The organism is Flavobacterium sp. ov086 (assembly GCF_900187965.1).
Taxonomy (GTDB): domain Bacteria; phylum Bacteroidota; class Bacteroidia; order Flavobacteriales; family Flavobacteriaceae; genus Flavobacterium.
The window spans coordinates 59,273-81,624 of record NZ_FZNL01000005.1 but is presented as its reverse complement, the minus strand read 5'-3'; the positions used below and the strand labels follow the sequence as shown (position 1 = coordinate 81,624).

Here is a 22,352-nt window from a genome sequence, read left to right as displayed (position 1 = left end):
TTAAAATAAAATAGAGAGTATCAACTATAATTTGGAATAATCAAAAAAAACCTTGCAACCAAAATAGGTCACAAAGTTTTTTAATAATATTAAGAAACAGGTCTTGCTTCAATAATTAGAAAATGAGCCACACGGTCTTTGATAAACCATTTTCCATTTTGAAACACATAGCTGTCATCGTATTTTACACTGTAATCAGTCAAAATATCTTTTCCTTCAATGTCTCTGATCATTTTGATTTGAGTAAAAGAAACTCCCGTAGCGGTTTCGCTGTCGATTTTTACAGTATGCTGCCCATTTAATGTAAAATAGGTTTTTACCAGAGAAGCATGATGGTTGAAATCTTTTTCCATATTTTCTCTTCCCGAAACATCGGCCACCAGAGCACCACCCATATAAACTTTATACGTAACATCCAGTGTGAATAGATTCATCACGTCAGCGATTTTTTTGTCATCACTTAAATAAGCATAATCATCAATCAAGTTTCTTAAATCTTCTTTTGTTTTTAAAATTTCTAGCGTCATAATTTTGTTGTTTAATTAAATTTGAAAAATTATTTTCTGTAATTATTACAAACCAAAATTATATTATATTTGCTTACAATTTATTAGTCATTACCTAAAGGTTAGTAAGTAACAAACAACATAGTTATGGGTGAAGCGCAAGAAAACCAAACAGATAACAAAGCATTTACGGAAGAATGCCATAAAGTTTTAATGGCTGTTTCAGACGCATTATATGTTATTGGCGGTAAATGGAAACTGATGATTATCATCGCGATGGCAAGAGGAAACAAACGATTTACCGAAATTCAAAGGCAGGTTACAGGAATCTCTGCACGAGTTCTTTCCAGCGAATTAAAAGAACTGGAAATGAATGGTTTTATCATCAAAAAAGTAGAAAATGGCTATCCGGTAAGCATAAAATATGAACTTCTACCCTACAGTCATACACTAGAGGAAGTTGTGGGAGCAATGACAAAATGGGGCATGCAGCATCGCGAAAAAATTAAAACAGAACAGTCTTCCGGAAAATTGAAAAAGGATAAAAAATCAAGTTAGATTTCCGGAAAAAGATAATACTACAAAACCTCTGTTTGTGAATCTTTCTGTAAACTTATCGGTTCTAGAATCTACGCTTCTGCCGCATCTGTCAGAATCAAATACGAATATTTAAGGAATTCAAAAATTAAACTGCTAATTTACAAAATGATTTAAACATAGTCAATCCTGGTCTAACCATTTGATTCTTTCTCTGCATATGCACAACTTCAATTCCACTCAATGTTCGCTTTAGTATTCATTTTGAATGAGTTTAAATTTATAAAGATAAAAGTTATTCCCAAATGCCACAGAACCACTTCTGAACGTTGACGAAATTTCAGCTCAGCTTTCATATCGACAAACTATTTAATGTCTTAATAGTTTTTTTTTGCTGATTATTGAAAAAAAAACAGCTAATCTAAAGGTTTTGTAACGTAAAATTTATCCTATATTTATAAAATTATAACAACTTTACCAAAACCAAATTTTATGAGAAGATTATTATCTTTTTTTGCCATTTTAGTCGTATTATACTCCTGCGATAAAGACGGGTCTATTTTAAATGATAAAGACAAACTACCTGCCCAGACCCATACAGGTGCCAACACAGTGGGTTGCCTGGTCAACGGAAAAGTTTTTCTGCCCCATGGAAAAAGTGGTAATACCGGGGTGAATTGTTTTTATCAGATTGAACAAGGGCAGCATTATTTTAGTTTGAATTTTGCTGATTACAGCAATTCAAAAGGTGAACTCGTAGCACTGCAGACCACTAAAATTGATATTACCGAGGGCGCTGTCTATAAACTTGATAAAACATTTACTACAGAGCCGGATTTTATTGGCGCTGCTGGAATCTACGAACCTGATTTCAATAACAGCTTTTACACCAATACTATCCAAACCGGAGAGCTCAAAATCACCCATCTGGATTTGTCAAAATCCATCATCTCGGGTACCTTCTGGTTCAATGCCGTGAATTCAAAAGGAGAAAAAGTAGAAATAAAAGAAGGTCGTTTTGACTGGAGCTATTAATCACTAATTTAATTCTCAACATATACACAACTTCAATTCCACTCAATATTCGTCTAGCTGATTCAAAATTTTTAAACCCTAATCTGTTTTGTATACGCCATTTGATAAAACGATGATCCAGCTCTACATTATTGTTGAGATATTTACATTGCCGGAATTTAATCTTTGAAAACGAACGCTTATTATATACTTTGATAGCTGTCAAATTAGAACCACTTTTATCAATATTAATTACTCTCGGCCAGTAGTTATTACTAATTGCTTTAATTAGAAATGACTGTGCACTCATTCTCGGTCTTTTTCTGGTCAAAAGAAAATCTACCGTATTGCCTGGTTTATTCAGCATTATTTTAGAAGCGCTATAAAAATATTCGCAGCTGAGGTCCGTTTTATTTTTATAAATTTACACTATGAAACAAGCCGAAAGCGTTAGCGATTTTTACAAACGACTTCCTAGCCATGCACCAGCACGTGTACCACTTAATAATGCAGGCATCGGACACATTAATATCTTCAGCAGAGATAGCTGCTCGGTGGTAAGTCCTTACAGCCGCCGGGATTTTTATAAAGTTTCCCTAATTATTGGCAAGGGTAAAATTTATTACGCTGATAAATGGATACAAATCGACCAGCCAGCACTACTTTTCTCTAATCCTGTAGTACCTTATTCCTGGGAAGCAGAGTCTGAGCAGCAGTCAGGTTGGTATTGTTTGTTTACCGAAGATTTCATTCAGCATAGCGAGCGACTGGGCAGCTTACAGGATTCGCCTTTATTCAAAATTGGCTGCAACCCGATATTCTTTCCCGATGCTATTCAATTGAAGGAACTTTCGTCTCTCTATATGAAGATGCAGGCAGAAATGCTCTCCACTTATCCACATAAGTACGATGTATTGCGCAGCTATCTGCACCTGATAATACATGAGGCCATGAAAAATAATCCTGCAACCAATTTTCATACCTACACTAATGCCTCATCAAGGGTTTGTACTTTATTTTTGGAATTGCTCGAAAGACAGTTTCCAATTGATTCGCCCGCTCTTGTGCTCAAACTGAAAACCCCTGCAGATTATGCGGCTGCTTTATCGGTTCACATCAATCACCTTAATCGTGCGGTAAAACAAGTAAGCGGCAAGACTACAACTGAGCATGTCACAGCGCGCATTATAAAAGAAGCAAAGGCATTATTACAACATACTAACTGGAACATAGCCGATATTGCTTACAGCCTTGGCTTTGAATATCCTTCTTATTTTACTCTTTTTTTTAAAAAGCATACAGGTCTGACACCCTCCCAGCTGAGGTAGTCTGTTTGAATATTATAACTATCAGTTTGATCATTATAAATTCTGCTGAGTTTGCTAATCTAAATTTGTTGAAACAAAATTAGATAAAAAATGAAATACAGAAAACTTGGAAAAACTGACGAACGTCTATCTGCACTTGGCTTGGGATGTATGGGTATGAGCTTTGCTTACGGACCTACAGATGATCAAGAAAGTTTAGCCACGCTGGAAAAAGCCCTTGACCTGGGGATCAACTTTTGGGATACAGCCGATATGTACGCCAATGGTGCCAATGAAGAACTTATATCAAAGGTATTGGTACCCAACCGCGATAAGATATTTATCGCAACGAAATTCGGATTCCGTTTTAAAGATGGTATTGCAGGTCCCAGCAGTGCAGCCAGCACCTACTTTGATGGTTCGCCTGCCTGGATGAAAGTTGCAGTTGAAAACAGCCTAAAACGTCTAAAAACAGACACTATTGATCTTTATTATGTACATCGTGTTGATCCAAATATTCCAATTGAGGAAACTGTTGGAGCAATGTCAGATTTGGTAAAAGAAGGAAAAGTACGTTATCTTGGCCTGAGTGAGGCCTCGCCAGCCTCGATTCGCAAGGCGCACGCTGTACATCCAATTGCTGCTCTGCAAAGTGAGTATTCGTTACTAACCAGAGATGTTGAAACAGAGATATTACAAACTACCCGTGAACTTGGAATCTCACTGGTGCCCTATTCTCCCTTAGCACGAGGTTTGGTTACTAATGTCCTTAATATCGACACTTTTGCCGATAATGATTTTAGAAAAACCTTACCGCGCTACCAACAGGAGAATATAAATAATAACAATATTCTAGTGCGTGAGTTTGCAGCTATGGCGATGAATAAAGAATGCACGCCGGCACAGCTAGCTCTTGCGTGGGTATTGGCTCAGGGTAATGATATTATCCCAATACCCGGAACCAAAAAAGAAAATACCTGCAAGAGAATGCAATGGCAGTTGATGTCAACATAACAAACGAGGATCTAATGACAATTGACAGACTCCTTAAGCAATATCCTATCATAGGAGATCGATACAGTGAAGATGCTATGAAAATGGTCAATCATTAAAATAACAAGGTTCTGATAAACAAGCCTCCAAAGTCATTTGATTTTGGAGGCTTGTATTTTTTTTATGGTTCTCTAGATGTACTGTAATAAAAATCTCAATGAACGGAAATGCATCTGTAAAATTGAAGCAGAATGATAAAAATATAAAATTATATGAAAATGAAAAATAATAAAATTCTATCAGCCATCATTTTACTTTTTACAATACTGGGCTGTAAAGGTCAAAATATTTTCATCCCTAAATTGACAAATCTGTGGTCTAAATTTGGGCATGTTGTATGTAAAGAACCGTAAGCCGCCAAACCTCACAAATCAATGTTTATGGCTCCGGTTATCATACCATAATTTATGTAGTAGCCAAATTTCATAATAATAAATAATCATGGAGTAAACCCACGAGGTAATGTCAGAATAAAATATTACTTATCTTTAACAAAGTAAAGTGAAGCGTTATTTTAATCTATGAAAAACCTGATGATATGAAATTTTGGAAAGGCTTTATTATATTTTGGATACTCTATTTGTTATTTTTTGCTATTGGACTGCCACTCATTCTCCATTATGCAGGAGATCATCATAAAAACGATTATGAGATGATTCACACATCTGCCAGCGAAGCATTTGTTTTACTTGGCGTGGGCACGGCACTTTGGTTTATCGTATTTATTTATTACATCAAGCTATTTTTAATTAATCCTCTTTCAAAAAAAAATGGCTTTATTCGATTGCTCGAGCCTGGTAAAAAAAGAAAAGGAACCGTTTTGGAAGAGTTTGAGTTTATGGACTTAAAACCACATCAACGCCGCTTTGAAGTGGGCAATACCACTGGGATTGTGCCGAACAGAGAACCGAAACCTCCATACATTGATATAGACGGACATGTAGTGAAATCGAATGCAAAAACCATAGTGCTTACTGTGATTGGGCTATTACTATTGATTGCTTTGGCAGCAGGAATATTGGTTTATAGCTATATAAATGAAAACCATGGTTATGGTTGGAGGTATCTGTATTTTTGGCATCCCTATATCATGATTCCCGGCTCTTTTATTTTTTATTTAGGTTTTTTATTTGGTATTACCAATACTGTTTTTTCAAAATATTTGAGCAAATCCTAAAAACCGTATATGCTACTTTTCAGGAAGAAATGATTATTGCTTAAAATTTGATATAACCCGCAATTTTGTTGAAATGAAAAAACGACAAACAGACAAAAGAAATTTTCATAAACAAAAAATAAAGCAAAATAAAGCTCTGGAAAGTTAGTTTCGAATATATTAAACTCTGCGAAAAGCCTAAACTAAAGAAAAAACAAAGTTTTCAAAAAAAGCCTAAAAAAGCGGGTATAATACCGATTGTAGTAAAATATAACTGGTATAATATCTGACAAAAAGGATGTTTTATGGGATATTTTTTTATCTTTGAAATTCAGGATTTTTAATCCAAATGGCTTTATCTTTGAGCCTTTAGAAAAATTGATATTCATTATGGAACAGAAAATACATCAGGGAAGAAACGTAAAACGTTTCAGAGAAATGCTTAACATAAAACAGGAAGCATTAGCTTATGATCTGGGAGAAGACTGGAACCAAAAGAAAATTTCTATGCTGGAGCAAAAAGATGTAATTGAAGACCACCTGCTGAAACAAATCTCTGCCGTATTAAAAATTCCAGTTGAAGCTTTTCAGAATTTCGATGAAGAGCAAGCGATAAATATTATTTCTAATACTTTTGATAATGGAGCTTTTTTTAATACAGGTCATAGTGCAACATTTAATGTTAATCCAATAGAAAAATTGATCCAACTTCACGAAGAAAAAATTGCGTTATATGAGCGTATGCTAAAAGAGAAAGATGAAATGATGGCGAGGCTTGAAAAACTAATCAATAAATAATTATTTATAAAGATATATTAATTCTATAAAGAGACTTTCGAGTCTCTTTTTTGTTTTAGACCATTATTTACGGTTGCGAAGTCAGGAGACATTCGCCTTTACTTTTCATAAGAACTATTCAAAGAGCGGGTAAATTTTACCTGTAAGCGCCATCATTGTAACTATTATTTGCTGTATTAACTTATTTTTAAATCTAAAAAAACAGACCTCAAATAAGGAAATTTTAATTGTTTAAATAAATTGTAATATTTACATTTGCTTTATTTTAATCAAGTCTAAATAAATAATGAAGCATTTTTCTATTTTACTACTAGTGGTGTTCTTTTCCATAAGTTCACTTTCTGCACAACAGATTTCTAAAACCAACAAGAATAACGAAAAAGAAAAAAGCGTAAATGCCAAAAGCCAAGATAGCATCTCATCGGCTGATAATGAATTGCAGGAAATTGTCGTTTCTGCATCGAGAAAGGCAGAGATTTTAGATGAAGTCCCCTCTTCTGTTACTCTTTTATCTAAAAAACAAATACAACAGCAATTAAGTATAAGTTCTAATCTTAGTGATATCCTTGGTGCAACGGTACCTGGTTTAGGGTTTACAACTAATAGAACTCAAAATTTAGGGCAAACTCTTCGTGGTCGCCGTGTATTGGTTATGATTGATGGGATTCCGCAATCTACACCTTTAAGAGACGGGGCAAAAGACATGCGCTCTCTTGATCCTACTGTATTAGACCGTGTAGAAGTGATTAAAGGTGCAACTGCTATTTATGGTAATGGTGCAGATGGTGGTTTGATTAATTATATCACTAAAAAAGCGAATACAGACAAGGCAATAAGCGGATCAACAGAGCTGGGAACAGCTTTCTCTCTTATCAAACCTAAAGGAACAGCTGGTTTCTTTGTTTCTCAACTATTTACAGGAAAAGTAAAGAAATTAGATTATGTAGTAAGTGGACGCTATGAAGAGACCGGACTTTATCGCGATGCTAAAGGCCGTGTACTTTCTCCAGAATACGGAATGAATGATCTTAAAAATTGGAACGCTTTTGCGAAAATTGGTTACGACTTTAATGATAATAATCGATTGGAATTCATGTATAACTATTTCGAAAGTACTCAGCATACGGATTACGTTGCAAAAGCCGGTGTTTATGGCAATTTTGATTCGCCAACTACAGGAGTTAAAGGACAACGCCCTGGAGATCCGGAAGGAACGCCTTACAACCACAATGCAAGTTTAAGTTATATTGGAAAGAACTTAATTGGAAAAACAGATCTTAATGCTACTCTTTATTTTCAGGATTACCTTACTCTAATTAACTATAGCGACTTTTTTGAAAATAATGGACAACCAGCAACGCAAAGTAAGAAATTTGGTTTCCGTTTAAATTTAAACACTCCATATGAGTTTAGTTCTCTTATTTCAGGTAATTTAACTTATGGGCTGGATATACTTTCAGATGTGACAGATACACATCTTACTGATAACAGAGTGGTAATTCCTGAAATGAATATGACAAACCTTGCACCATATTTTCAGCTTAAAAATATGTTCGGACCAAACTTAGTATTAAAAACCGGCTTAAGGCTCGAAAATGTAAATATCGATGTGCCGGATTATACGACAATTGGAATTCGTAATTATGTAAACGGAACTTATGTAGGCGGCGGTATTGCTGTTAATGGCGGAGCATTAGATTTCAGCGCACTTATGTTTAATGCGGGATTGCGTTATACAAAATGGTCTTTATTTAAACCTTTTGTTAGTTTTTCTCAAAGTTTCAGCGTTGCCGATTTAGGTTTGGTTTTGCGCGCTGCGAAAGAAAACACAGTTAGTAATACTTCGATAAAAGCAGTTACGGCTAATAATTATGAATTTGGATTCTCCGGAGCTTTTGATAAACTTACTTATGAAGGAGCTGTTTATTACAGTACTTCAAAATTAGGAGCTTCTTATGTTTATGTTGATGGTAATCCGCAGATTTCACGTTCACCGGAGAAAATTTACGGCTTTGAATTGTCAGCAAAATATCGTCTTCATCCAAAAGTCGATATCGGAGCCAATTATTCCTTTACTGAAGGAAAACGTGAACTTGCAGACAAAAAAGTATATTTAGGAGGAGATCGTATAAATCCGCCTAAAATAGCAGCTTATACCGTTTTCAGACCTCTTGAAGCTTGGTCAATATTTTTGCAAATGACAAGTACAACAGGAAGAGATAGATTTGAACCTGTTAACGGAGCTTATACTTATGGAACAGGACCAATAAAATCTTTCACTGCATTTAATCTTTCGTCTAGTTATACTTTCAGAGAAAAAAGTACTTTCCGTTTTGGTGTTGAGAATCTATTCAATAAAGACTATTATACTGTAATTTCACAATGGCAGTCTAATAATATGAATTATGTGAAAGAAAATGGTACTCGCTTGACTGTAAGCTTTACTCAGGCATTCTAGTGTTCAAATTTGTAAAACATTTTTACATATAAATTCCCCGCTCTACGAAGTGCTCGCACTTACTGTACGAAGTCTCCCGACTTCGTACCCGTTGCTACATTCCGTTCCATTTTTCTTTTTTGATTCTCTTTGTAGATTATTGGAGTGGGTACGAAGTCGGGAGACTTCGCAGCGATCAGCATATTTTATAAATAAAGAACACTTCGGAGAGCTGGGACTAAATTAAGTCCATTCTTCGGATTTGCCAGATATTCCAAATACAAAACCATCTTTCCAATAAGCCTATTGCCCAAATTGGTTGTAGTAACTGTTGTGTGCTGGTTTTTTATTCAATTTCTGTTGTTGTATTGCAATTACTACACCACCAAAATTCTTCAATTTTGTCTTTTAACTTCGTTTCTGTTTTTTGATTACACTTCAGACATTTTCTTATATCACTTTCATTTTCAAATGCAATGTATTTACAATTTAGACAGCACCATATTGTTCGCGGAGTCTCTTCTTCGTCAATATACCAACCAAAATTATCTGTTTTACATTTTGGACAAATTTGTGTAGCCATTTTAAATTTTTATGAGTCCTTTTGACAATTAATGTTCACGGTAATATTTTACAATTCTAAATAAAATCAATATTATTGATATTGGAACTAGCAGAAATATCATCGCAAATCCTCCGCCTGGATTACACATATCTCCCGGAACCAAAATATTTACTAGTATTGCCAATAAAAAATATGCTATAAAAAATATAATTGTAGTTTTAATTCTATTGAAAGGATTTTCCATTTATTGATTTTATCTGTTTTCTTTTAACCCTAAATTTTCTGGTAAACTAGCACACAACGTTCTGGTACTACAGCGGGTTTGGGACTAAATTAAGCCCATTATTCGGATTTGCCAAATCATCCCAAATACAAAACCAACTTTCCATTAAGCCAAATGCCCAAATCCGTTGTAGTGGCTGTTAGCAGTAGTGCATTTTAATACTAATTATTCCTTTTCATACATTTTCGTGATACTCTCAAATTTTTCTAAATTAAATCTATATTTGGAAGTTGTTTCAGGATTTAATTGCTCAAGCATAAATTCTTTCACTTTTATTTGATTAGTTAAACATGCACCGTTACTACATTCAACTTCAGAATTATCATTTTTATGATTGTATAATATTTCTCTAATTCGCGTATTGTTTCGGCTATTTAACCCTTTAAATGCAATACAACGTATAATTGGATATTCATTGTCAGTCAAGTAAATTAAATCTTCGTCTGTAGCAATCTTTAATAGATTCTGATAGTTATTACTTTGGTCAACTTCATCCAATAATACCGATATTTTATTTCCTTGAAAATAGCTTGCGATAATTTTTTCAGTTTTTAATAATTCAACTAATTTCATAACTTCTGTATTTGGTTTATTGCAATTAGCAAAAAACAATATTGAAATAAAAATCAAAATTTTTCTCATTTTCAATCTATTTATTTGAATTTTTATTTGTTATTTTTTTGGGTTTTTCTCGATTCTGCGGGTGCATTACTGCTAACTTGTATATATGTCTGACGACATCAGACATAGCACTCCTAAATTGGGTCGCTATGTCTGACAAATTTCAGTGTTTATTTATTTTCAAATATATAATAATAAACTTATAAATGATCCTAAGGGCTTTTAATTTATTGAATACCCCGCTCTCCAAAGTGTTCTTCTTTACGCTGTTATAATCTTAGAATCAGTCTTTTTTTGTATATACAATTTCACCTTTTCTAACCGTATATTTTACATCCGCCAAAGTTCTGATGTCTAGTTCCGGATTTCCATTAAAAACCACCATATCTGCAGTCATGCCAACAGCAAGTTTGCCATATTGCTTTGAAAAACCATATTTTTCTGAGGGTATTGTAGTAAGCATTGCCAGAATCTGTCGGAAATTAAGTTGTGCCTTTTGCAAATAAACATACTCATCTGTTGGGTCAAAATCATCCATGAAACCAATATCAGTTCCAAATAAAAGTTTTCCTCCTGCTTCATTAAAATCTTTTACTTGCCCAATAGCGATAGAAACAAAATCTTCAATTTGTTGCGGCGATTGATTATTGTTAGCTAAACTCCACTTCCAAAGTTTTAGGGTTGGAATTAGATATAAATTCTTTTTAACCATTTGTCGAATCATTTGACTATCCCAAGCCAGTCCGCCGTCAGGAGTGGTATGTGCCAGTATATCGACACCGGATTCTAATGAAACTAAAATCCCGTCATTTACAGAAGGATGTGCAAAAACGAGTTTGCCTTTTTTGTGGGCAGTATTGATAACAGCTTTCGCTATTTCTACAGGCATCATCTTTTCGGCTTTTCCGGGTCCCATAGGAGATCCGGAAAATATTTTTATTCCATCTAAACCCGCAGCAATATTTTGGTTTACGATTTTTACAGCGACATCTACAGAAGTCAGTTCCGGCAATTTTATATTCATTGCTTTCACATAGAAAGGAGTGCCATCCTCTGCTGTAAGCGGAAGACCGGTAGTCAGAATGAGAGGACCTGAGATGGAACCGTTGTTAATTCGTTGTCTTATATTATTTGTGTTATCTGGAAACGAACCTATATCAAAGGCATAGGTAAATCCATATTTGATTAAAAATTGTTCAAGATAATTGGATAATTCACTATTACTTAAACTTGGCGCATTGGCAATTTTTGGATCGGTAAAATGAACGTGACTATTCCAGAATCCCGCTGTAATTGTTAAATCCTTGCAGTCAATTAGTTTGGCGTTCTCTGGTAGTTTTACCTCGTTCTTTTTACCAACTGCAATTATTTTATCATTCTCAATAACTACGATTCCTTCAAGAATCGCCGGATCGGTTGGTGAAACATATATAGTGGCATTGATGAACGCCAAAGCATTTTTAGTTTGTTTGGTTTCTTGCCCATTAACAACAGAACAGTGTAAACTCAGGACAATAAAAAATGTCAGGAAAGTGCGAACGATATTATTCATATGTAGTGAATTAGTTATTAATGAAATGTAAATAATCAGTATCAAAGACTGCAAATTTTGCTGAGTGTTACAATTTAATACCTCAATTAATTTTTTTTTTGTTTATATTGCCTCTGACTTTAAAACTAATTTTCTTAGAATATTTTTCCTGAATGTAAAAAAAATCTAAGGCAATAAATAAGAACTAACAGTAAAAAGTCGGGAGACTACTATCAGATTTATAGTTTCTACAGAACAAAGATTTACTACCATATAAGAATGGGCATGAAATTTATAGCAGAAAATTTAATATAATAAAAAATTATGAAATCAAATATTATACTAATTGTTGTGATCTTAGCGCTAGCTTTTGCATGCAACAAAAAGGAAGAGGCGAAAGTTAATATTACATCTGAAAACTCTGGAACTTTTTTTAAGAAAAAATTATCTAATCAAAAATTAATGGATAGTTTAGAGAATCGTGCCCTGTTTAACGGTGATACGCTAGCATATAATGAATTAAAAGGGATTTATTATATAGGTGGACAAAAAGTTACAGGATTGCTTTATTATTCTTTGATTATGTCTAATAAATATAATTATAAAAGAGCTTCCTATGATGTGTATGATATTCTTACACACGATAAAAAAGTTTTGGATGATAAAACAAAAAAAATGGCAAATGATTACTTAAAAAAAAGCAGGTGAAATTGCAATGCTTTTATCACATACGTTTCGTTGCGCATATCTGAGCGATTGAGTAACCTTTAAATAGCTATCTCATTTCAATAACATTCTTTCCGTAATAATTTTATTTGAGGAAGTTTCAATTCCCGTAACTTCGGCATACTTTACATTTGGCAACCAAAAAGAACCTCCTTCAATACGTACAAATATTTTTTCTACTTGTATTCTTTTTTGATTTACACTTACAAAGACATGATATTTTTGATCTGAATCTATCTTTTTCAAGGTGAAGGGTAACTTTTTATACGATACAAATTGAAGCTCAAACTCTTCATTATTTACCGTTTTACTTTCTATTCCGTATGCAAATTTGCGTTGCATATAATTAAAATCTTTTTTTTCTCCTTTCTCGGCATATCGAATCCAATACGCTTTTATAGGATTACTTTTGTCTATTTTTCCATTTTCCTGGTAGTTTATGGCATAAATAGCCGTGTTTACATTTGGATCCCGTTGAATGTAAAACAGCATGTTTTCTATATTTTTAGGTGTTGGAAAATTCAATGGCGATGGATTTTTGGATTGTGCCAATAGATTTCCAGAAAGTATATTTACTAAAATCGTTATAACGATTAGTGATTTTTTAAAATTTTTAAATGATAATTTATTCATGATGAAATTTTTATGCTTTAATTTAAAATCTTTGGGTTTAATTATTTTTAACACATAGAATCATAGATATTGTAAACTTATAACAGGCGTTTCACTGATATTAACAAACATAGCTATGTGTAAAGAAACTAGTTTTTTTTGTTTTCTTCTTTTATATATAAAATCTATCTCGTCCCGAAGTTTGGGGATCGGGCAAAGTCATTAAGTTAAGCTTTTAGTAAATAAAATTATTGCAAATCAAATCTGTTTTTATCTGCGTCAAAATTAGACGCTGATTTTACTGATTCGCTAAAGCGAAAACGCTGATGAAAACGGATTTTCTAATTACTTTCTTGATTGAACCGTTAAATAATTTATCGCAAATCAAATCCGTTTTTATCCGCGTTTTTACGAAGTAAATCTGTTTTATCCGCGTCAAAATTACACACTGATTCTACGGATTCGCTAAAGCGAAAACGCTGATAAAAACGGATTTTTCTAATTACTTTCAATTACATTCTGTCTATCCTTTGCCTTAAAAACCCAATATTTAATCAGTGGATAATTAAAACCATAAGAAACAAAACTATCTGTGATTAATCTTCCGATTCTATAATCGATTTGAAATACTTTTTGCAAAATAAGCGTACCAAATGATTTTAAGGAAATGCTTCCCAATACAACCAACGCAAATTTAAAAAGCTGACTATTGATGGGACTGCTATAACCAGATTGATTTTTAAATACCCAAAATCTATTGATGCTGAAATTGACAATTGCGCCAACAATTCCGGAGATTAGAATAGAAAAGGCAAAATGCAATTTAAATACTTCTGTTAATAAAATCATTACCCCATAATCTGTAATGCCACCTAAAAATGCCGCGACTTGTGCTTGTAGAAAAGTAAAAACGGCTTTTTTCCTAAACATATCAGTTTTGGTTTTTATCTTTTAAATCGCCCAGCTTTAAAAGCTTTAAACTATCTATAGTATTAATTATAAATAAAATAACGGTGATTAAGCTAGCCAAATAGGTAATAGATTCCTGAAATAAAACTTCTATAATTAAAATTAAAGCAATAATAAATCTAAGTTCTGTTGGACCAACAAAGCCGGAATCTATACTATATTCATTTGTAATTTTGTAGCGTAACTGGCTGATGATAATAGACCAGCCATACAATGCGACAAAAGCAAAGGCTACTATTTGTGTTCCATTCTTAGCATAAATGTAGTAGCCAAAGCCTATAAGTACAATACCAATCCAATCGGCAATAATATCGAGTGCAAAACCATACCAACGGCGGGGAATATTTCTATAATAAGCCAATCTCCCGTCTAAAGAATCGCCTAACCAATTTATAACCAAACCAATAATACCCAAAAGTAAATACCAATTTGCTGAATAAGTGCCTAAAACAAAAGCTAAAAAAACTAATCCTGAACCAAGTGTACCAATTAAAGTGAGTACGTTTGGCGAAATGAATTTAGGCACCTTTGGCAACAAAAATACAATCGTTGACTGTTCTGCTCTTTTTAAAATATTAGTTCGTTTACGGTCAGAAAATGTTCTTTGTACAATGGCACTATAACCTTCAACCTGTGTTCCCTTCTCCATTAATAGCGCAATATTTGTAAGCCTGATGCTATAGCCAGTTCTACTTTTATAATTTTAAATTTTATTTTTCTTTGCGTATTTTTAAAAAAATCGGTGGTTCTTTTTAGCTTACCTGATCTAACCAGATAACTAAATGCAATAATAATCAGCATATTACTTAACAATACCCGCAAAACGTTGATAGAAAACCGTTGGGCTGTTCTCATTTTTAGGAGCATATTTCCCTGCTATAATCGGAATATAAATAACTCTCCTTCTACTCTCTTCGCCACGGATAGATGATTCTGCAACTCTATGCCACAAACGGCCATCGTGAATGGTTAAATCTCCAGCTTCCGGAGTGATAGAAACTTCCTGTGGATCGGGTTTATTATCTAAAAAGTATTTTTTACGAAAAAGCATTTGATAAACACTTTGTTTGTGAGTACCCGGGATAATTTTAAGGCCACCGTTTTCAGGTTTTAAAGTGCTTAAGTGAATACCCACATTGAGCATCGGGTTTAATTTTACACCATAAAAAATATCTCTCAAACCATCTGTATGCCACCCCATTTTACTAAACTTACTTTCTGGTCCGTTGATATAATGATTAAAAACCATTCCGTCTTTTTCTTCGGTACCTAATCTTGCGCCATCGCCTGCCAATGGTAATAGACTATTAAATCTTGGATCAAGTAAAAGGCCGCTTAAGGTTTGATGATGTTGATTGATAAAAGCAAAACGCTGTACAATAGGAGAACCATCTAAATCTTTTCCGTATTTAATAGGAACACCATTTATTTTTTGAAGGTCATTGTCAATCCATTTTTGCTCAACTTGTTTTGAGGCATCAATGATTGATGAAACAGTTTCTGGATTTATAAATTTTTTGAAATGGATAAAGCCATATTCGTTAAAAAAGTTGATTTGCTCAGCAGTTAATTGCTCAGTAAGGGTAAAGGTTTTATAAGAAGATACCATGATAAATATATTTAATAAATGAAATAATAGTGTTTGTAATTTTATCTAAGAGATTAGCAACAGCAACAACAGCAACACATTCGCATGTTTGCGTGCATTCTGCTCTCAGATAAATTAAACATATTTCTTTTATTAGACATACTCTATAGAATTAGTAGATATTTATACAAATATATTATAATTTCTCTTTTGCAAAAGATTTTTCTTTATTTTTTTTTGAAAAAATTAAACTTTATAAATTCCAGCAGCAGTTTTTTCGATAAATGCCTTTGGTAGTATACGGTTGGCATAAACCGAAACGATATTTGTAAAGCCTGGAATAACTTCTGATTTTTTGTTGAACATGGCTTTTACCGCAATTTTTGCAACTTCATCAGGCTGCATATTGAACTTTTCGGCCATTTTGCTAAAAGCGTTTAAACCAGCTCTTTCAGCAAAACCAGTATCAACCGGACCTGGACTAAAACAGGTTACCGAAATTGAAGTTTGGGCAAGTTCGAAACGCAAGGCGCGGGTAAATGATAAAACAAAAGCCTTTGTAGCCGAATAAACAGCCAGCGTAGGTACAGCCTGGTAGGCAGCAGTACTTGATATATTTAAAATGTAGGCTTGTTTTTCTTGTGAAAGTATGGGTATTAATAAATGTGAAAGTTCTACAACTACATTCATGTTAAGTTGCATCATGCCAAGCTGATCAGTTAGAGAAGACTGACTAAAATTGCCCCACACACCATAACCAGCATTGTTAACTAAAAAACCAACCGGATAGTTATTCATTTTTATCCAATTGGTTACTTTTTGCGCTGCACCATTTGTCGAAAGATCAATCGATAAAACAGAAGCTTTGATGCCGTATTTAGCTTGAAGATCATCAGATAATGTTTTTAATTCCTCGTCACTTCTTGCAACAAGCAATAACGGATAACCCTGTCTAGCCAGTTCATAAGCAATAGATTTTCCAATGCCTTTGCTGGCGCCAGTTATTAAGGCATACGGTTTAGTTTTTTCGCTCATTTTAGTATTTTAATCATCAAATATAAAGATTAATTGTAAACCGTTGGGTTTGCAACGTGTATTATGGCTACCCTCTGCTTCCCTATCCTCTGCGACTTATTGCACTCCGCATCATTATAAGCAGGCAGGTTAGTTATTCTCCTAAGCTAGTTATCGAACCCTAATTACTTATTTTATAATACCCTATCAATCCCCAACAGGACATCCAAACCAAAGCACTAAAGACATCTAAAGAGGTACTACTTGTAGTAAGCTAACCTCTTTAAATCCTCCATAAAATGGTGCAAAATCTGTCCTTTAGGAGTCACAAAAAAAAATCCCATTTCTTACGAAATGGGATTTTTTTTGAATCCTTCTTTGTACTTAACTTGGGTTATAGTCAACTTACCTTCTTTTTACCAATAAAATCTCTCATAATTCAGAAGTAATAAATTAATAGTATATCATTTTTTAATAGACTTCTCTTTGATATTCTTTGAAATAGTCTGCAATAGCAAAACTCCATCTTTCATCTAAAATATATGTAATATCTCCTTTAGCGTCACTTATCTCTTTTTTCGAAAAGTCCATTAATTCTTTATAATTAAAATCTTTTGGGACATTTTGATTATATAGTTCTTCAACCATTTCTTTAAAAAGCAACTCATTGCTCATTGTCTTCTCAAGATTAAAGAACGCCTCGTCAAAGAAAAGTTCCATTTTCATTTGTAATCGGTTGAAATAATATTCATGATATAACCAAATGGCAGATTGAAGAACAGGAAAGTCATTAGCACTTTCCATTACTATTTTTAACTGACTTATAAAAGAGGTATATTTAATAAAGCCCCAAACACCTTGCGCCAAAATAGATTTATTTTCTGATATAATAATTTTACTTAATTTTTCGAATGATTTTAAACTTTCAATAACATGCGAAATATCGTAATTACCATAGCTAACGTAATCCAGCATTCCTAAAAAAACGTCAATATCATCATCATTTTTTAAGAATCTGTTTAAACTAATGTAATCATTAAAAATTCGTAAACTATCTTCATTTGTTTCTCCGTTATATTCCATCTTATTAAAAGCAAACTCCCTAGTATATTCCGCTAATTTATAAGGATAGTGCTCTTCATAATATATCTTTACAGCTTCATCAGACATTATTTTAATTATCTCTTGTGTTAAATGATTATTGAACTTTCTGGGCATAAATCCAGCAAATACAGCTAGTAATAAAAGGTTGTAATATCCTATTAACTCATCAGTCCAAAATCGTTGGTCAAGTTCAAGTCCATAATAGCCCCTTTCTCTATGATGCCCAAGTAAGGAATGTAAGTCATTGTTTCTATTTTCTGAAATTAAATGATTTATCAAATCGAATCCTTGCGACGGCATCTTTTTTTTATAAAATTCAGCCCTTAAAGAATGGTAATTTCTGTCTTTGTTTTCCATAAATACTTAATTTTAGATGATGGCCTTAAGCAAATCCAATGGTTTTGTAAAGCCCTTTTTGGGTTTGCAAACAGATACATGACTTGTCTCTTCTAAAACATCCGGAGTTATATCATTTAGATATTGGAAATTTCTAACTACATTGTCTCCCATAGCATACACAACTAATTTTGCTTTAGTACAATCGCCTTTGTTCTGGTTTTGAAGTTCTTGAGTTGTTTCTTTTATACTATGTATAATACCTTCCTCAGTATGATCTAAATCATTAAGAATTGGATATCTGAGTTTAGCAAAAATCCCAAGTAAGCCAGTTAAGCCTGGTAAAGCCTGCATTGCCAAATGGACAATACTTGCCCCGTGATGGGCAGGCGCAAACAATGCCAAAGAAACTTTATCAGCCCACGACCTATTCTCATTTATAGCAAATATTAAAGCCTGCCTTGTTAAGATAGCACCTAGAGAATGAGCAACTAAAATAATTTTACTGTAATTCCTTTCAGGTAAGCCTTGTTCAATGGGTAAAATATGATTCGCTAGTGGATTTTCTAGAAGATTTAAAAATTTAAAAAGTTGCGCGGAGTGATCACCTGCTTGACCTTTGAAAGTATCATAACCATAAAAAATAATATCAGAGTTTGCAAACTCTGATTCTGATGTGATATAATTTGGGAAATTATTCCATGTTCCAATAGAAGTACCTCCAAAACCATGAACAAACACAATTAGATTATTAGGTTCACTATAACTGAAAAAACCTTGCGAATTTAGCCCGTGTTGTTTGATTCCAATATTAATAGTATGATTTGACATTTTCTAATTTTAAAGTTATAAATAAAAGCTAATAATTTTCAGGTCATTTTAAGTACACTATCTGGCTTGGACTATATAAAAGTAATGATAAATTACAAAAATGACACAAGTATAAATACCTGCTTTTTTACTTAAAAAAATGCTTATTTACTATTGTAAATCTTAGTACAAAAATCTAAATCAGTCTTTTAAGTATATTAACTATGTGATTCAAATTTAAACTGGATAAGATAAATTTAAATGATATTACAAATAATCCCCAACAGTATATCCAAACCAAATTGTTGGTGTCATTCAAAGACAAGTCTTACATATAATAAGCCAATCTCATTAAATCTTCCATGAAATGGTGTCTTATTTGTCCTTTACGGGTCACAAAACTAAAATCCCATTTCTTACTAAATGCTTTTTTTATGCCTTTTTCTGTTTGCATATCCAAAATTTTATATCTAAATTACTAGAATGAAAACAGATGCAGATGTAATAATTGTTGGTGGCGGACTTGCCGGATTGGCAGCCGCTATACATCTATCTCAAAAAGGATTAAAAGTAAGCCTGATCGAGAAATCAGACTATCCCAAGCATAAAGTCTGCGGGGAGTATATTTCTAATGAGATTCTCCCCTATTTGTTATCACTTGGTGTAGATGTTTCAGAACTGCATCCCACCAATATCTCTAAGTTTGAATTTACATCAAGCAATGGAAAAGCTGTAACTGCAAAACTTCCGTTAGGAGGCTTTGGCATTAGTCGATATGCGCTTGACAATTTTTTATACCAAAAAGCATTAGCGAACAATTGTATCATTATTAAAGAAAATGTTATTGATGTTTCTTTTAGCAACGAAATTTTTACAATTACGACTCTAAATCAAATTTTATTGGCTAAAATAGTATTGGGTGCTTTTGGCAAACGGTCTAACATCGATCAGGTTTTAGCCCGGAATTTTATCACCAAAAAATCACCTTGGCTGGCTGTTAAGGCTCATTATTCAGGTAATATAGATAATGATCTCGTATCTTTACATAACTTCAAAGGTGGTTATTGTGGGGTTTCTAAAGTCGAGAATAACATTATAAATATTTGTTATCTGGCAGATTATGCCACCTTTAAACAATATAAAAACATCGAGGATTATCAGCAAAATATTCTCTATAAAAACAAACACTTAAAATCTGTTTTTGAAAACAGTAAACTTCTTTTTGATAAACCCATAACCATAAGCCAGATATCTTTTGATAAAAAACAACCTGTAGAAAACCATTTATTAATGATTGGTGATACGGCCGGACTTATTCATCCGCTTTGTGGCAACGGAATGGCGATGGCGATACACAGCGCAAAAATAGCTTCAGAATTAATAGTTGATTATTATTCAGGCAAAATAATCTCACGCGAATTATTAGAAAAAACCTATACTAAGCAATGGTATAAACATTTTGGTAAAAGATTATTTATGGGCAGGATTCTGGCACAAATCTTAACCAATAAAACCATTACTAATGTACTCTTTGCAATCGTAGCATCATTTCCAGAGATAATGCCTGCAATAATTAAACAAACTCACGGCAAACCTATAGTAATTAAATGGGAATAAGCACTAAATTTAGAACACTAGATACAGAAATAATGGATGATTTTTCTCTTCAGGGGAAAGAGCTCAAAGATGCATTAGACAAAATCGCCAGTATTAATCAATTATTAGGAGGTAACAAACTTACTCTTCACGGTATAAAAGCATTATTAAAGAAATCCAATACTCATAAAACAATAGTAGTTGCAGATATAGGTTGTGGCAATGGAGATATGTTGCGCATGTTGGCGAAATATGGCCAAAGGAACAATCTTAATTTTAAACTTATAGGTATAGATGCAAATGCCTTTACGATAAATTATGCTAAAAAACTCTCCGTTGGATATCCAAATATCGAATATATATGCGTGGATATTTTTAGCGATGAGTTTACTGCTATTAAATATGATATTGTTTTATGTACTCTTACCCTGCACCATTTTACCAATGAGGAAATATTAAATATAATCACTACCTTTAATAACAATGCCGAAGTTGGTATTATTATTAACGATTTGCATCGCAGTAAATTAGCTTATCGGCTTTTTAAAATGATTGGTATTATTTTTAATCTAAATAAAATGTCACGCCAGGATGGACTTGTATCTATTTTGAGAGGATTTAAGAAAAACGAATTAGAAATCTTTTCAAATAAAGTAAATTTTAAAAACTATACCATAAACTGGAAATGGGCATTCCGTTATCAGTGGATAATCGCTAAAACATGAGTGTAAAAATTATAACTGTTGCCAAGCAACTACCAAAATATTCGCGTACAACGGCCGAGATACTCCCAATGTTGAAAGGATGGCTGCACGGACAAGACGAACGCTTTATCAAAAAAGTAAAAAAAATATTCGAAGGTGCAGCGGTAGACAAACGCTACTCCATCATGGATCCTGCCGAAGTCTTTACCGCAACCTCTTTTGAAGATAAAAATGATATTTATAGTCGGGAAGTAATCATTCTGGGCGAACAAGTATTAGAAAAAGCATTAACAAAAGCAAACTGGGACCCGCAAACGCTGGACTACATTATTACGGTAAGTTGTACAGGAATTATGATACCGTCATTAGACGCTTATCTTATCAATAAAATGAAATTAAGACAAGACATCGTACGTCTTCCTGTAACCGAAATGGGCTGTGCCGCAGGAATATCGGGTATTATATACGCTAAAAACTTTCTTAAGGCTAATCCCAAAAAACGTGCTGCAGTAATAGCAATTGAATCGCCTACAGCAACATTTCAGCTGAATGATTTTTCGATGCCAAACATTGTAAGCGCTGCTATTTTTGGCGATGGTGCTGCCTGTTGTCTTTTATCATCGTATGAAGAAGATAATGGCCCCGAAATACTGGACGAACAAATGTATCATTTTTATGATGCTGAACATATGATGGGGTTTAAACTCACCAATACAGGTTTACAAATGGTTTTGGATATTGAAGTTCCCGATACTATTTCCTCACATTTTGGAGATATTATTCATCCTTTTTTACAAAAAAACAATCTAGAGATTAACGATATTGATCATATGATTTTTCATCCCGGTGGAAAAAAAATAGTTACAACAGTAGAATCACTTTTCTCCGGATTAGGAAAAAACATTGACGATACTAAAGAAGTTCTCAAACAATATGGCAATATGTCGAGCGCTACCGTTTTGTATGTTTTAGAAAGAATTATGGACGGAAATCCAAAATCGGGAGAAAAAGGATTGATGCTTAGTTTTGGTCCGGGATTTTCGGCGCAACGGGTTTTGTTACAGTGGTAATTTCTAAATAAACAA

The 22,352-nt window shown here is 33.4% G+C and carries 23 protein-coding genes; 11 read left to right on the top strand and 12 right to left on the bottom strand.

Features of this window, described 5'->3' with window-relative positions; all coding sequences use genetic code 11:
• Positions 1-89: 89 nt before the first annotated feature.
• Complete coding sequence (locus CHB81_RS07500; protein WP_089351280.1) at positions 90-527, bottom strand: nuclear transport factor 2 family protein; 438 nt, start codon at positions 525-527, stop codon at positions 90-92.
• Positions 528-653: 126 nt separating this feature from the next.
• Here CHB81_RS07500 and CHB81_RS07495 point away from each other — a divergent pair, with 126 nt between their 5' ends.
• Complete coding sequence (locus CHB81_RS07495) at positions 654-1,064, top strand: helix-turn-helix domain-containing protein (RefSeq protein WP_089351279.1); 411 nt, start codon at positions 654-656, stop codon at positions 1,062-1,064.
• 471 nt (positions 1,065-1,535) lie between these two features.
• Positions 1,536-2,078 (top strand): DUF6252 family protein, encoded by a 543-nt coding sequence (locus CHB81_RS07490; RefSeq protein WP_089351278.1) that lies wholly within the window; start codon positions 1,536-1,538, stop codon positions 2,076-2,078.
• On the opposite strand, the gene CHB81_RS27270 is transcribed toward CHB81_RS07490, so the two are convergent.
• The gene (locus tag CHB81_RS27270; RefSeq protein ID WP_369597373.1) at positions 2,011-2,481 is read right to left on the bottom strand and encodes a DDE-type integrase/transposase/recombinase; all 471 of its coding nucleotides are present in this window, start codon (positions 2,479-2,481) and stop codon (positions 2,011-2,013) included. The two genes, CHB81_RS07490 and CHB81_RS27270, sit on opposite strands and share 68 nt — an antisense overlap.
• A 7-nt stretch (positions 2,482-2,488) precedes the next feature.
• On the opposite strand from CHB81_RS27270, the gene CHB81_RS07480 reads away from it, so the two are divergent.
• The 5 genes from CHB81_RS07480 (at position 2,489) to CHB81_RS07460 (ending at position 8,829) form a co-directional block, all read left to right on the top strand.
• Positions 2,489-3,385, top strand: coding sequence for an AraC family transcriptional regulator (locus tag CHB81_RS07480; protein WP_089351276.1), 897 nt, complete (start codon positions 2,489-2,491; stop codon positions 3,383-3,385).
• Between the two features lie 90 nt (positions 3,386-3,475).
• Positions 3,476-4,378: an aldo/keto reductase gene (locus CHB81_RS07475; protein ID WP_254921003.1), complete on the top strand. Its 903-nt coding sequence runs from the start codon at positions 3,476-3,478 to the stop codon at positions 4,376-4,378.
• 577 nt (positions 4,379-4,955) lie between these two features.
• On the top strand, positions 4,956-5,594 hold the full coding sequence (locus CHB81_RS07470) for a hypothetical protein (RefSeq protein ID WP_089351275.1): 639 nt from the start codon (positions 4,956-4,958) through the stop codon (positions 5,592-5,594).
• Between the two features lie 369 nt (positions 5,595-5,963).
• Positions 5,964-6,371: a helix-turn-helix transcriptional regulator gene (locus tag CHB81_RS07465; protein WP_089351274.1), complete on the top strand. Its 408-nt coding sequence runs from the start codon at positions 5,964-5,966 to the stop codon at positions 6,369-6,371.
• Between the two features lie 286 nt (positions 6,372-6,657).
• Positions 6,658-8,829 carry a TonB-dependent receptor gene (locus tag CHB81_RS07460; RefSeq protein WP_089351273.1) on the top strand — a complete coding sequence of 724 codons (2,172 nt, stop codon included), beginning with the start codon at positions 6,658-6,660 and terminating at the stop codon, positions 8,827-8,829.
• Between the two features lie 325 nt (positions 8,830-9,154).
• Here CHB81_RS07460 and CHB81_RS07455 read toward each other — a convergent pair whose 3' ends face one another.
• The 3 genes from CHB81_RS07455 to CHB81_RS07440 form a co-directional block, all read right to left on the bottom strand.
• Entirely contained in the window at positions 9,155-9,391 is a 237-nt protein-coding gene (locus tag CHB81_RS07455) for a hypothetical protein (RefSeq protein ID WP_089351272.1), read from the bottom strand.
• Between the two features lie 430 nt (positions 9,392-9,821).
• Positions 9,822-10,229 (bottom strand): hypothetical protein, encoded by a 408-nt coding sequence (locus tag CHB81_RS07445; protein WP_132022343.1) that lies wholly within the window; start codon positions 10,227-10,229, stop codon positions 9,822-9,824.
• A 331-nt stretch (positions 10,230-10,560) separates the two neighbouring features.
• Positions 10,561-11,829, bottom strand: a complete 1,269-nt coding sequence (locus CHB81_RS07440) for an amidohydrolase family protein (protein ID WP_089351269.1) — start codon at positions 11,827-11,829, stop codon at positions 10,561-10,563.
• Positions 11,830-12,132: 303 nt separating this feature from the next.
• Here CHB81_RS07440 and CHB81_RS07435 point away from each other — a divergent pair, with 303 nt between their 5' ends.
• Complete coding sequence (locus CHB81_RS07435) at positions 12,133-12,516, top strand: hypothetical protein (protein ID WP_089351268.1); 384 nt, start codon at positions 12,133-12,135, stop codon at positions 12,514-12,516.
• Positions 12,517-12,588: 72 nt separating this feature from the next.
• Here the strand turns inward: CHB81_RS07435 and CHB81_RS07430 are convergent, their stop codons facing one another.
• The 7 genes from CHB81_RS07430 to CHB81_RS07400 all read right to left on the bottom strand — a co-directional run bounded on the left by CHB81_RS07430 (position 12,589) and on the right by CHB81_RS07400 (position 18,988).
• Positions 12,589-13,167, bottom strand: coding sequence for a DUF4833 domain-containing protein (locus CHB81_RS07430; protein ID WP_089351267.1), 579 nt, complete (start codon positions 13,165-13,167; stop codon positions 12,589-12,591).
• A 477-nt stretch (positions 13,168-13,644) separates the two neighbouring features.
• Complete coding sequence (locus CHB81_RS07425; protein ID WP_089351266.1) at positions 13,645-14,076, bottom strand: GtrA family protein; 432 nt, start codon at positions 14,074-14,076, stop codon at positions 13,645-13,647.
• 1 nt (position 14,077) lies between these two features.
• Complete coding sequence (locus CHB81_RS07420) at positions 14,078-14,764, bottom strand: CDP-alcohol phosphatidyltransferase family protein (protein ID WP_089351265.1); 687 nt, start codon at positions 14,762-14,764, stop codon at positions 14,078-14,080.
• A gap of 153 nt (positions 14,765-14,917) precedes the next feature.
• On the bottom strand, positions 14,918-15,724 hold the full coding sequence (locus CHB81_RS07415) for a phytanoyl-CoA dioxygenase family protein (RefSeq protein ID WP_089351264.1): 807 nt from the start codon (positions 15,722-15,724) through the stop codon (positions 14,918-14,920).
• A gap of 225 nt (positions 15,725-15,949) precedes the next feature.
• Positions 15,950-16,738, bottom strand: a complete 789-nt coding sequence (locus CHB81_RS07410) for an SDR family oxidoreductase (RefSeq protein ID WP_089351263.1) — start codon at positions 16,736-16,738, stop codon at positions 15,950-15,952.
• A 450-nt stretch (positions 16,739-17,188) separates the two neighbouring features.
• Positions 17,189-18,178 (bottom strand): hypothetical protein, encoded by a 990-nt coding sequence (locus tag CHB81_RS07405; protein ID WP_089351262.1) that lies wholly within the window; start codon positions 18,176-18,178, stop codon positions 17,189-17,191.
• Positions 18,179-18,190: 12 nt separating this feature from the next.
• Positions 18,191-18,988 carry a triacylglycerol lipase gene (locus CHB81_RS07400; protein WP_089351261.1) on the bottom strand — a complete coding sequence of 266 codons (798 nt, stop codon included), beginning with the start codon at positions 18,986-18,988 and terminating at the stop codon, positions 18,191-18,193.
• A gap of 462 nt (positions 18,989-19,450) precedes the next feature.
• On the opposite strand from CHB81_RS07400, the gene CHB81_RS07395 reads away from it, so the two are divergent.
• The 3 genes from CHB81_RS07395 to CHB81_RS07385 are packed head-to-tail and all read left to right on the top strand — an operon-like array spanning position 19,451 to position 22,337.
• The gene (locus CHB81_RS07395; RefSeq protein WP_089351260.1) at positions 19,451-20,584 is read left to right on the top strand and encodes an NAD(P)/FAD-dependent oxidoreductase; all 1,134 of its coding nucleotides are present in this window, start codon (positions 19,451-19,453) and stop codon (positions 20,582-20,584) included.
• Positions 20,575-21,288, top strand: coding sequence for a methyltransferase domain-containing protein (locus tag CHB81_RS07390; RefSeq protein WP_089351259.1), 714 nt, complete (start codon positions 20,575-20,577; stop codon positions 21,286-21,288). The genes CHB81_RS07395 and CHB81_RS07390 overlap by 10 nt, the downstream gene beginning before the upstream one ends.
• Positions 21,285-22,337 carry a type III polyketide synthase gene (locus tag CHB81_RS07385; RefSeq protein ID WP_089351258.1) on the top strand — a complete coding sequence of 351 codons (1,053 nt, stop codon included), beginning with the start codon at positions 21,285-21,287 and terminating at the stop codon, positions 22,335-22,337. Before CHB81_RS07390 ends, CHB81_RS07385 begins: the two co-directional genes overlap by 4 nt.
• Positions 22,338-22,352: the final 15 nt, after the last annotated feature.

Bases quoted from the DNA above. Each gene is read 5' to 3' on its own strand.
- CHB81_RS07500 (WP_089351280.1), bottom strand. From the start codon at position 527: ATGACGCTAGAAATTTTAAAAACAAAAGAAGATTTAAGAAACTTGATT.
- CHB81_RS07495 (WP_089351279.1), top strand. From the start codon at position 654: ATGGGTGAAGCGCAAGAAAACCAAACAGATAACAAAGCATTTACGGAA.
- CHB81_RS07490 (WP_089351278.1), top strand. From the start codon at position 1,536: ATGAGAAGATTATTATCTTTTTTTGCCATTTTAGTCGTATTATACTCC.
- CHB81_RS07480 (WP_089351276.1), top strand. From the start codon at position 2,489: ATGAAACAAGCCGAAAGCGTTAGCGATTTTTACAAACGACTTCCTAGC.
- CHB81_RS07475 (WP_254921003.1), top strand. From the start codon at position 3,476: ATGAAATACAGAAAACTTGGAAAAACTGACGAACGTCTATCTGCACTT.
- CHB81_RS07470 (WP_089351275.1), top strand. From the start codon at position 4,956: ATGAAATTTTGGAAAGGCTTTATTATATTTTGGATACTCTATTTGTTA.
- CHB81_RS07465 (WP_089351274.1), top strand. From the start codon at position 5,964: ATGGAACAGAAAATACATCAGGGAAGAAACGTAAAACGTTTCAGAGAA.
- CHB81_RS07460 (WP_089351273.1), top strand. From the start codon at position 6,658: ATGAAGCATTTTTCTATTTTACTACTAGTGGTGTTCTTTTCCATAAGT.
- CHB81_RS07455 (WP_089351272.1), bottom strand. From the start codon at position 9,391: ATGGCTACACAAATTTGTCCAAAATGTAAAACAGATAATTTTGGTTGG.
- CHB81_RS07445 (WP_132022343.1), bottom strand. From the start codon at position 10,229: ATGAAATTAGTTGAATTATTAAAAACTGAAAAAATTATCGCAAGCTAT.
- CHB81_RS07440 (WP_089351269.1), bottom strand. From the start codon at position 11,829: ATGAATAATATCGTTCGCACTTTCCTGACATTTTTTATTGTCCTGAGT.
- CHB81_RS07435 (WP_089351268.1), top strand. From the start codon at position 12,133: ATGAAATCAAATATTATACTAATTGTTGTGATCTTAGCGCTAGCTTTT.
- CHB81_RS07430 (WP_089351267.1), bottom strand. From the start codon at position 13,167: ATGAATAAATTATCATTTAAAAATTTTAAAAAATCACTAATCGTTATA.
- CHB81_RS07425 (WP_089351266.1), bottom strand. From the start codon at position 14,076: ATGTTTAGGAAAAAAGCCGTTTTTACTTTTCTACAAGCACAAGTCGCG.
- CHB81_RS07420 (WP_089351265.1), bottom strand. From the start codon at position 14,764: ATGGAGAAGGGAACACAGGTTGAAGGTTATAGTGCCATTGTACAAAGA.
- CHB81_RS07415 (WP_089351264.1), bottom strand. From the start codon at position 15,724: ATGGTATCTTCTTATAAAACCTTTACCCTTACTGAGCAATTAACTGCT.
- CHB81_RS07410 (WP_089351263.1), bottom strand. From the start codon at position 16,738: ATGAGCGAAAAAACTAAACCGTATGCCTTAATAACTGGCGCCAGCAAA.
- CHB81_RS07405 (WP_089351262.1), bottom strand. From the start codon at position 18,178: ATGGAAAACAAAGACAGAAATTACCATTCTTTAAGGGCTGAATTTTAT.
- CHB81_RS07400 (WP_089351261.1), bottom strand. From the start codon at position 18,988: ATGTCAAATCATACTATTAATATTGGAATCAAACAACACGGGCTAAAT.
- CHB81_RS07395 (WP_089351260.1), top strand. From the start codon at position 19,451: ATGAAAACAGATGCAGATGTAATAATTGTTGGTGGCGGACTTGCCGGA.
- CHB81_RS07390 (WP_089351259.1), top strand. From the start codon at position 20,575: ATGGGAATAAGCACTAAATTTAGAACACTAGATACAGAAATAATGGAT.
- CHB81_RS07385 (WP_089351258.1), top strand. From the start codon at position 21,285: ATGAGTGTAAAAATTATAACTGTTGCCAAGCAACTACCAAAATATTCG.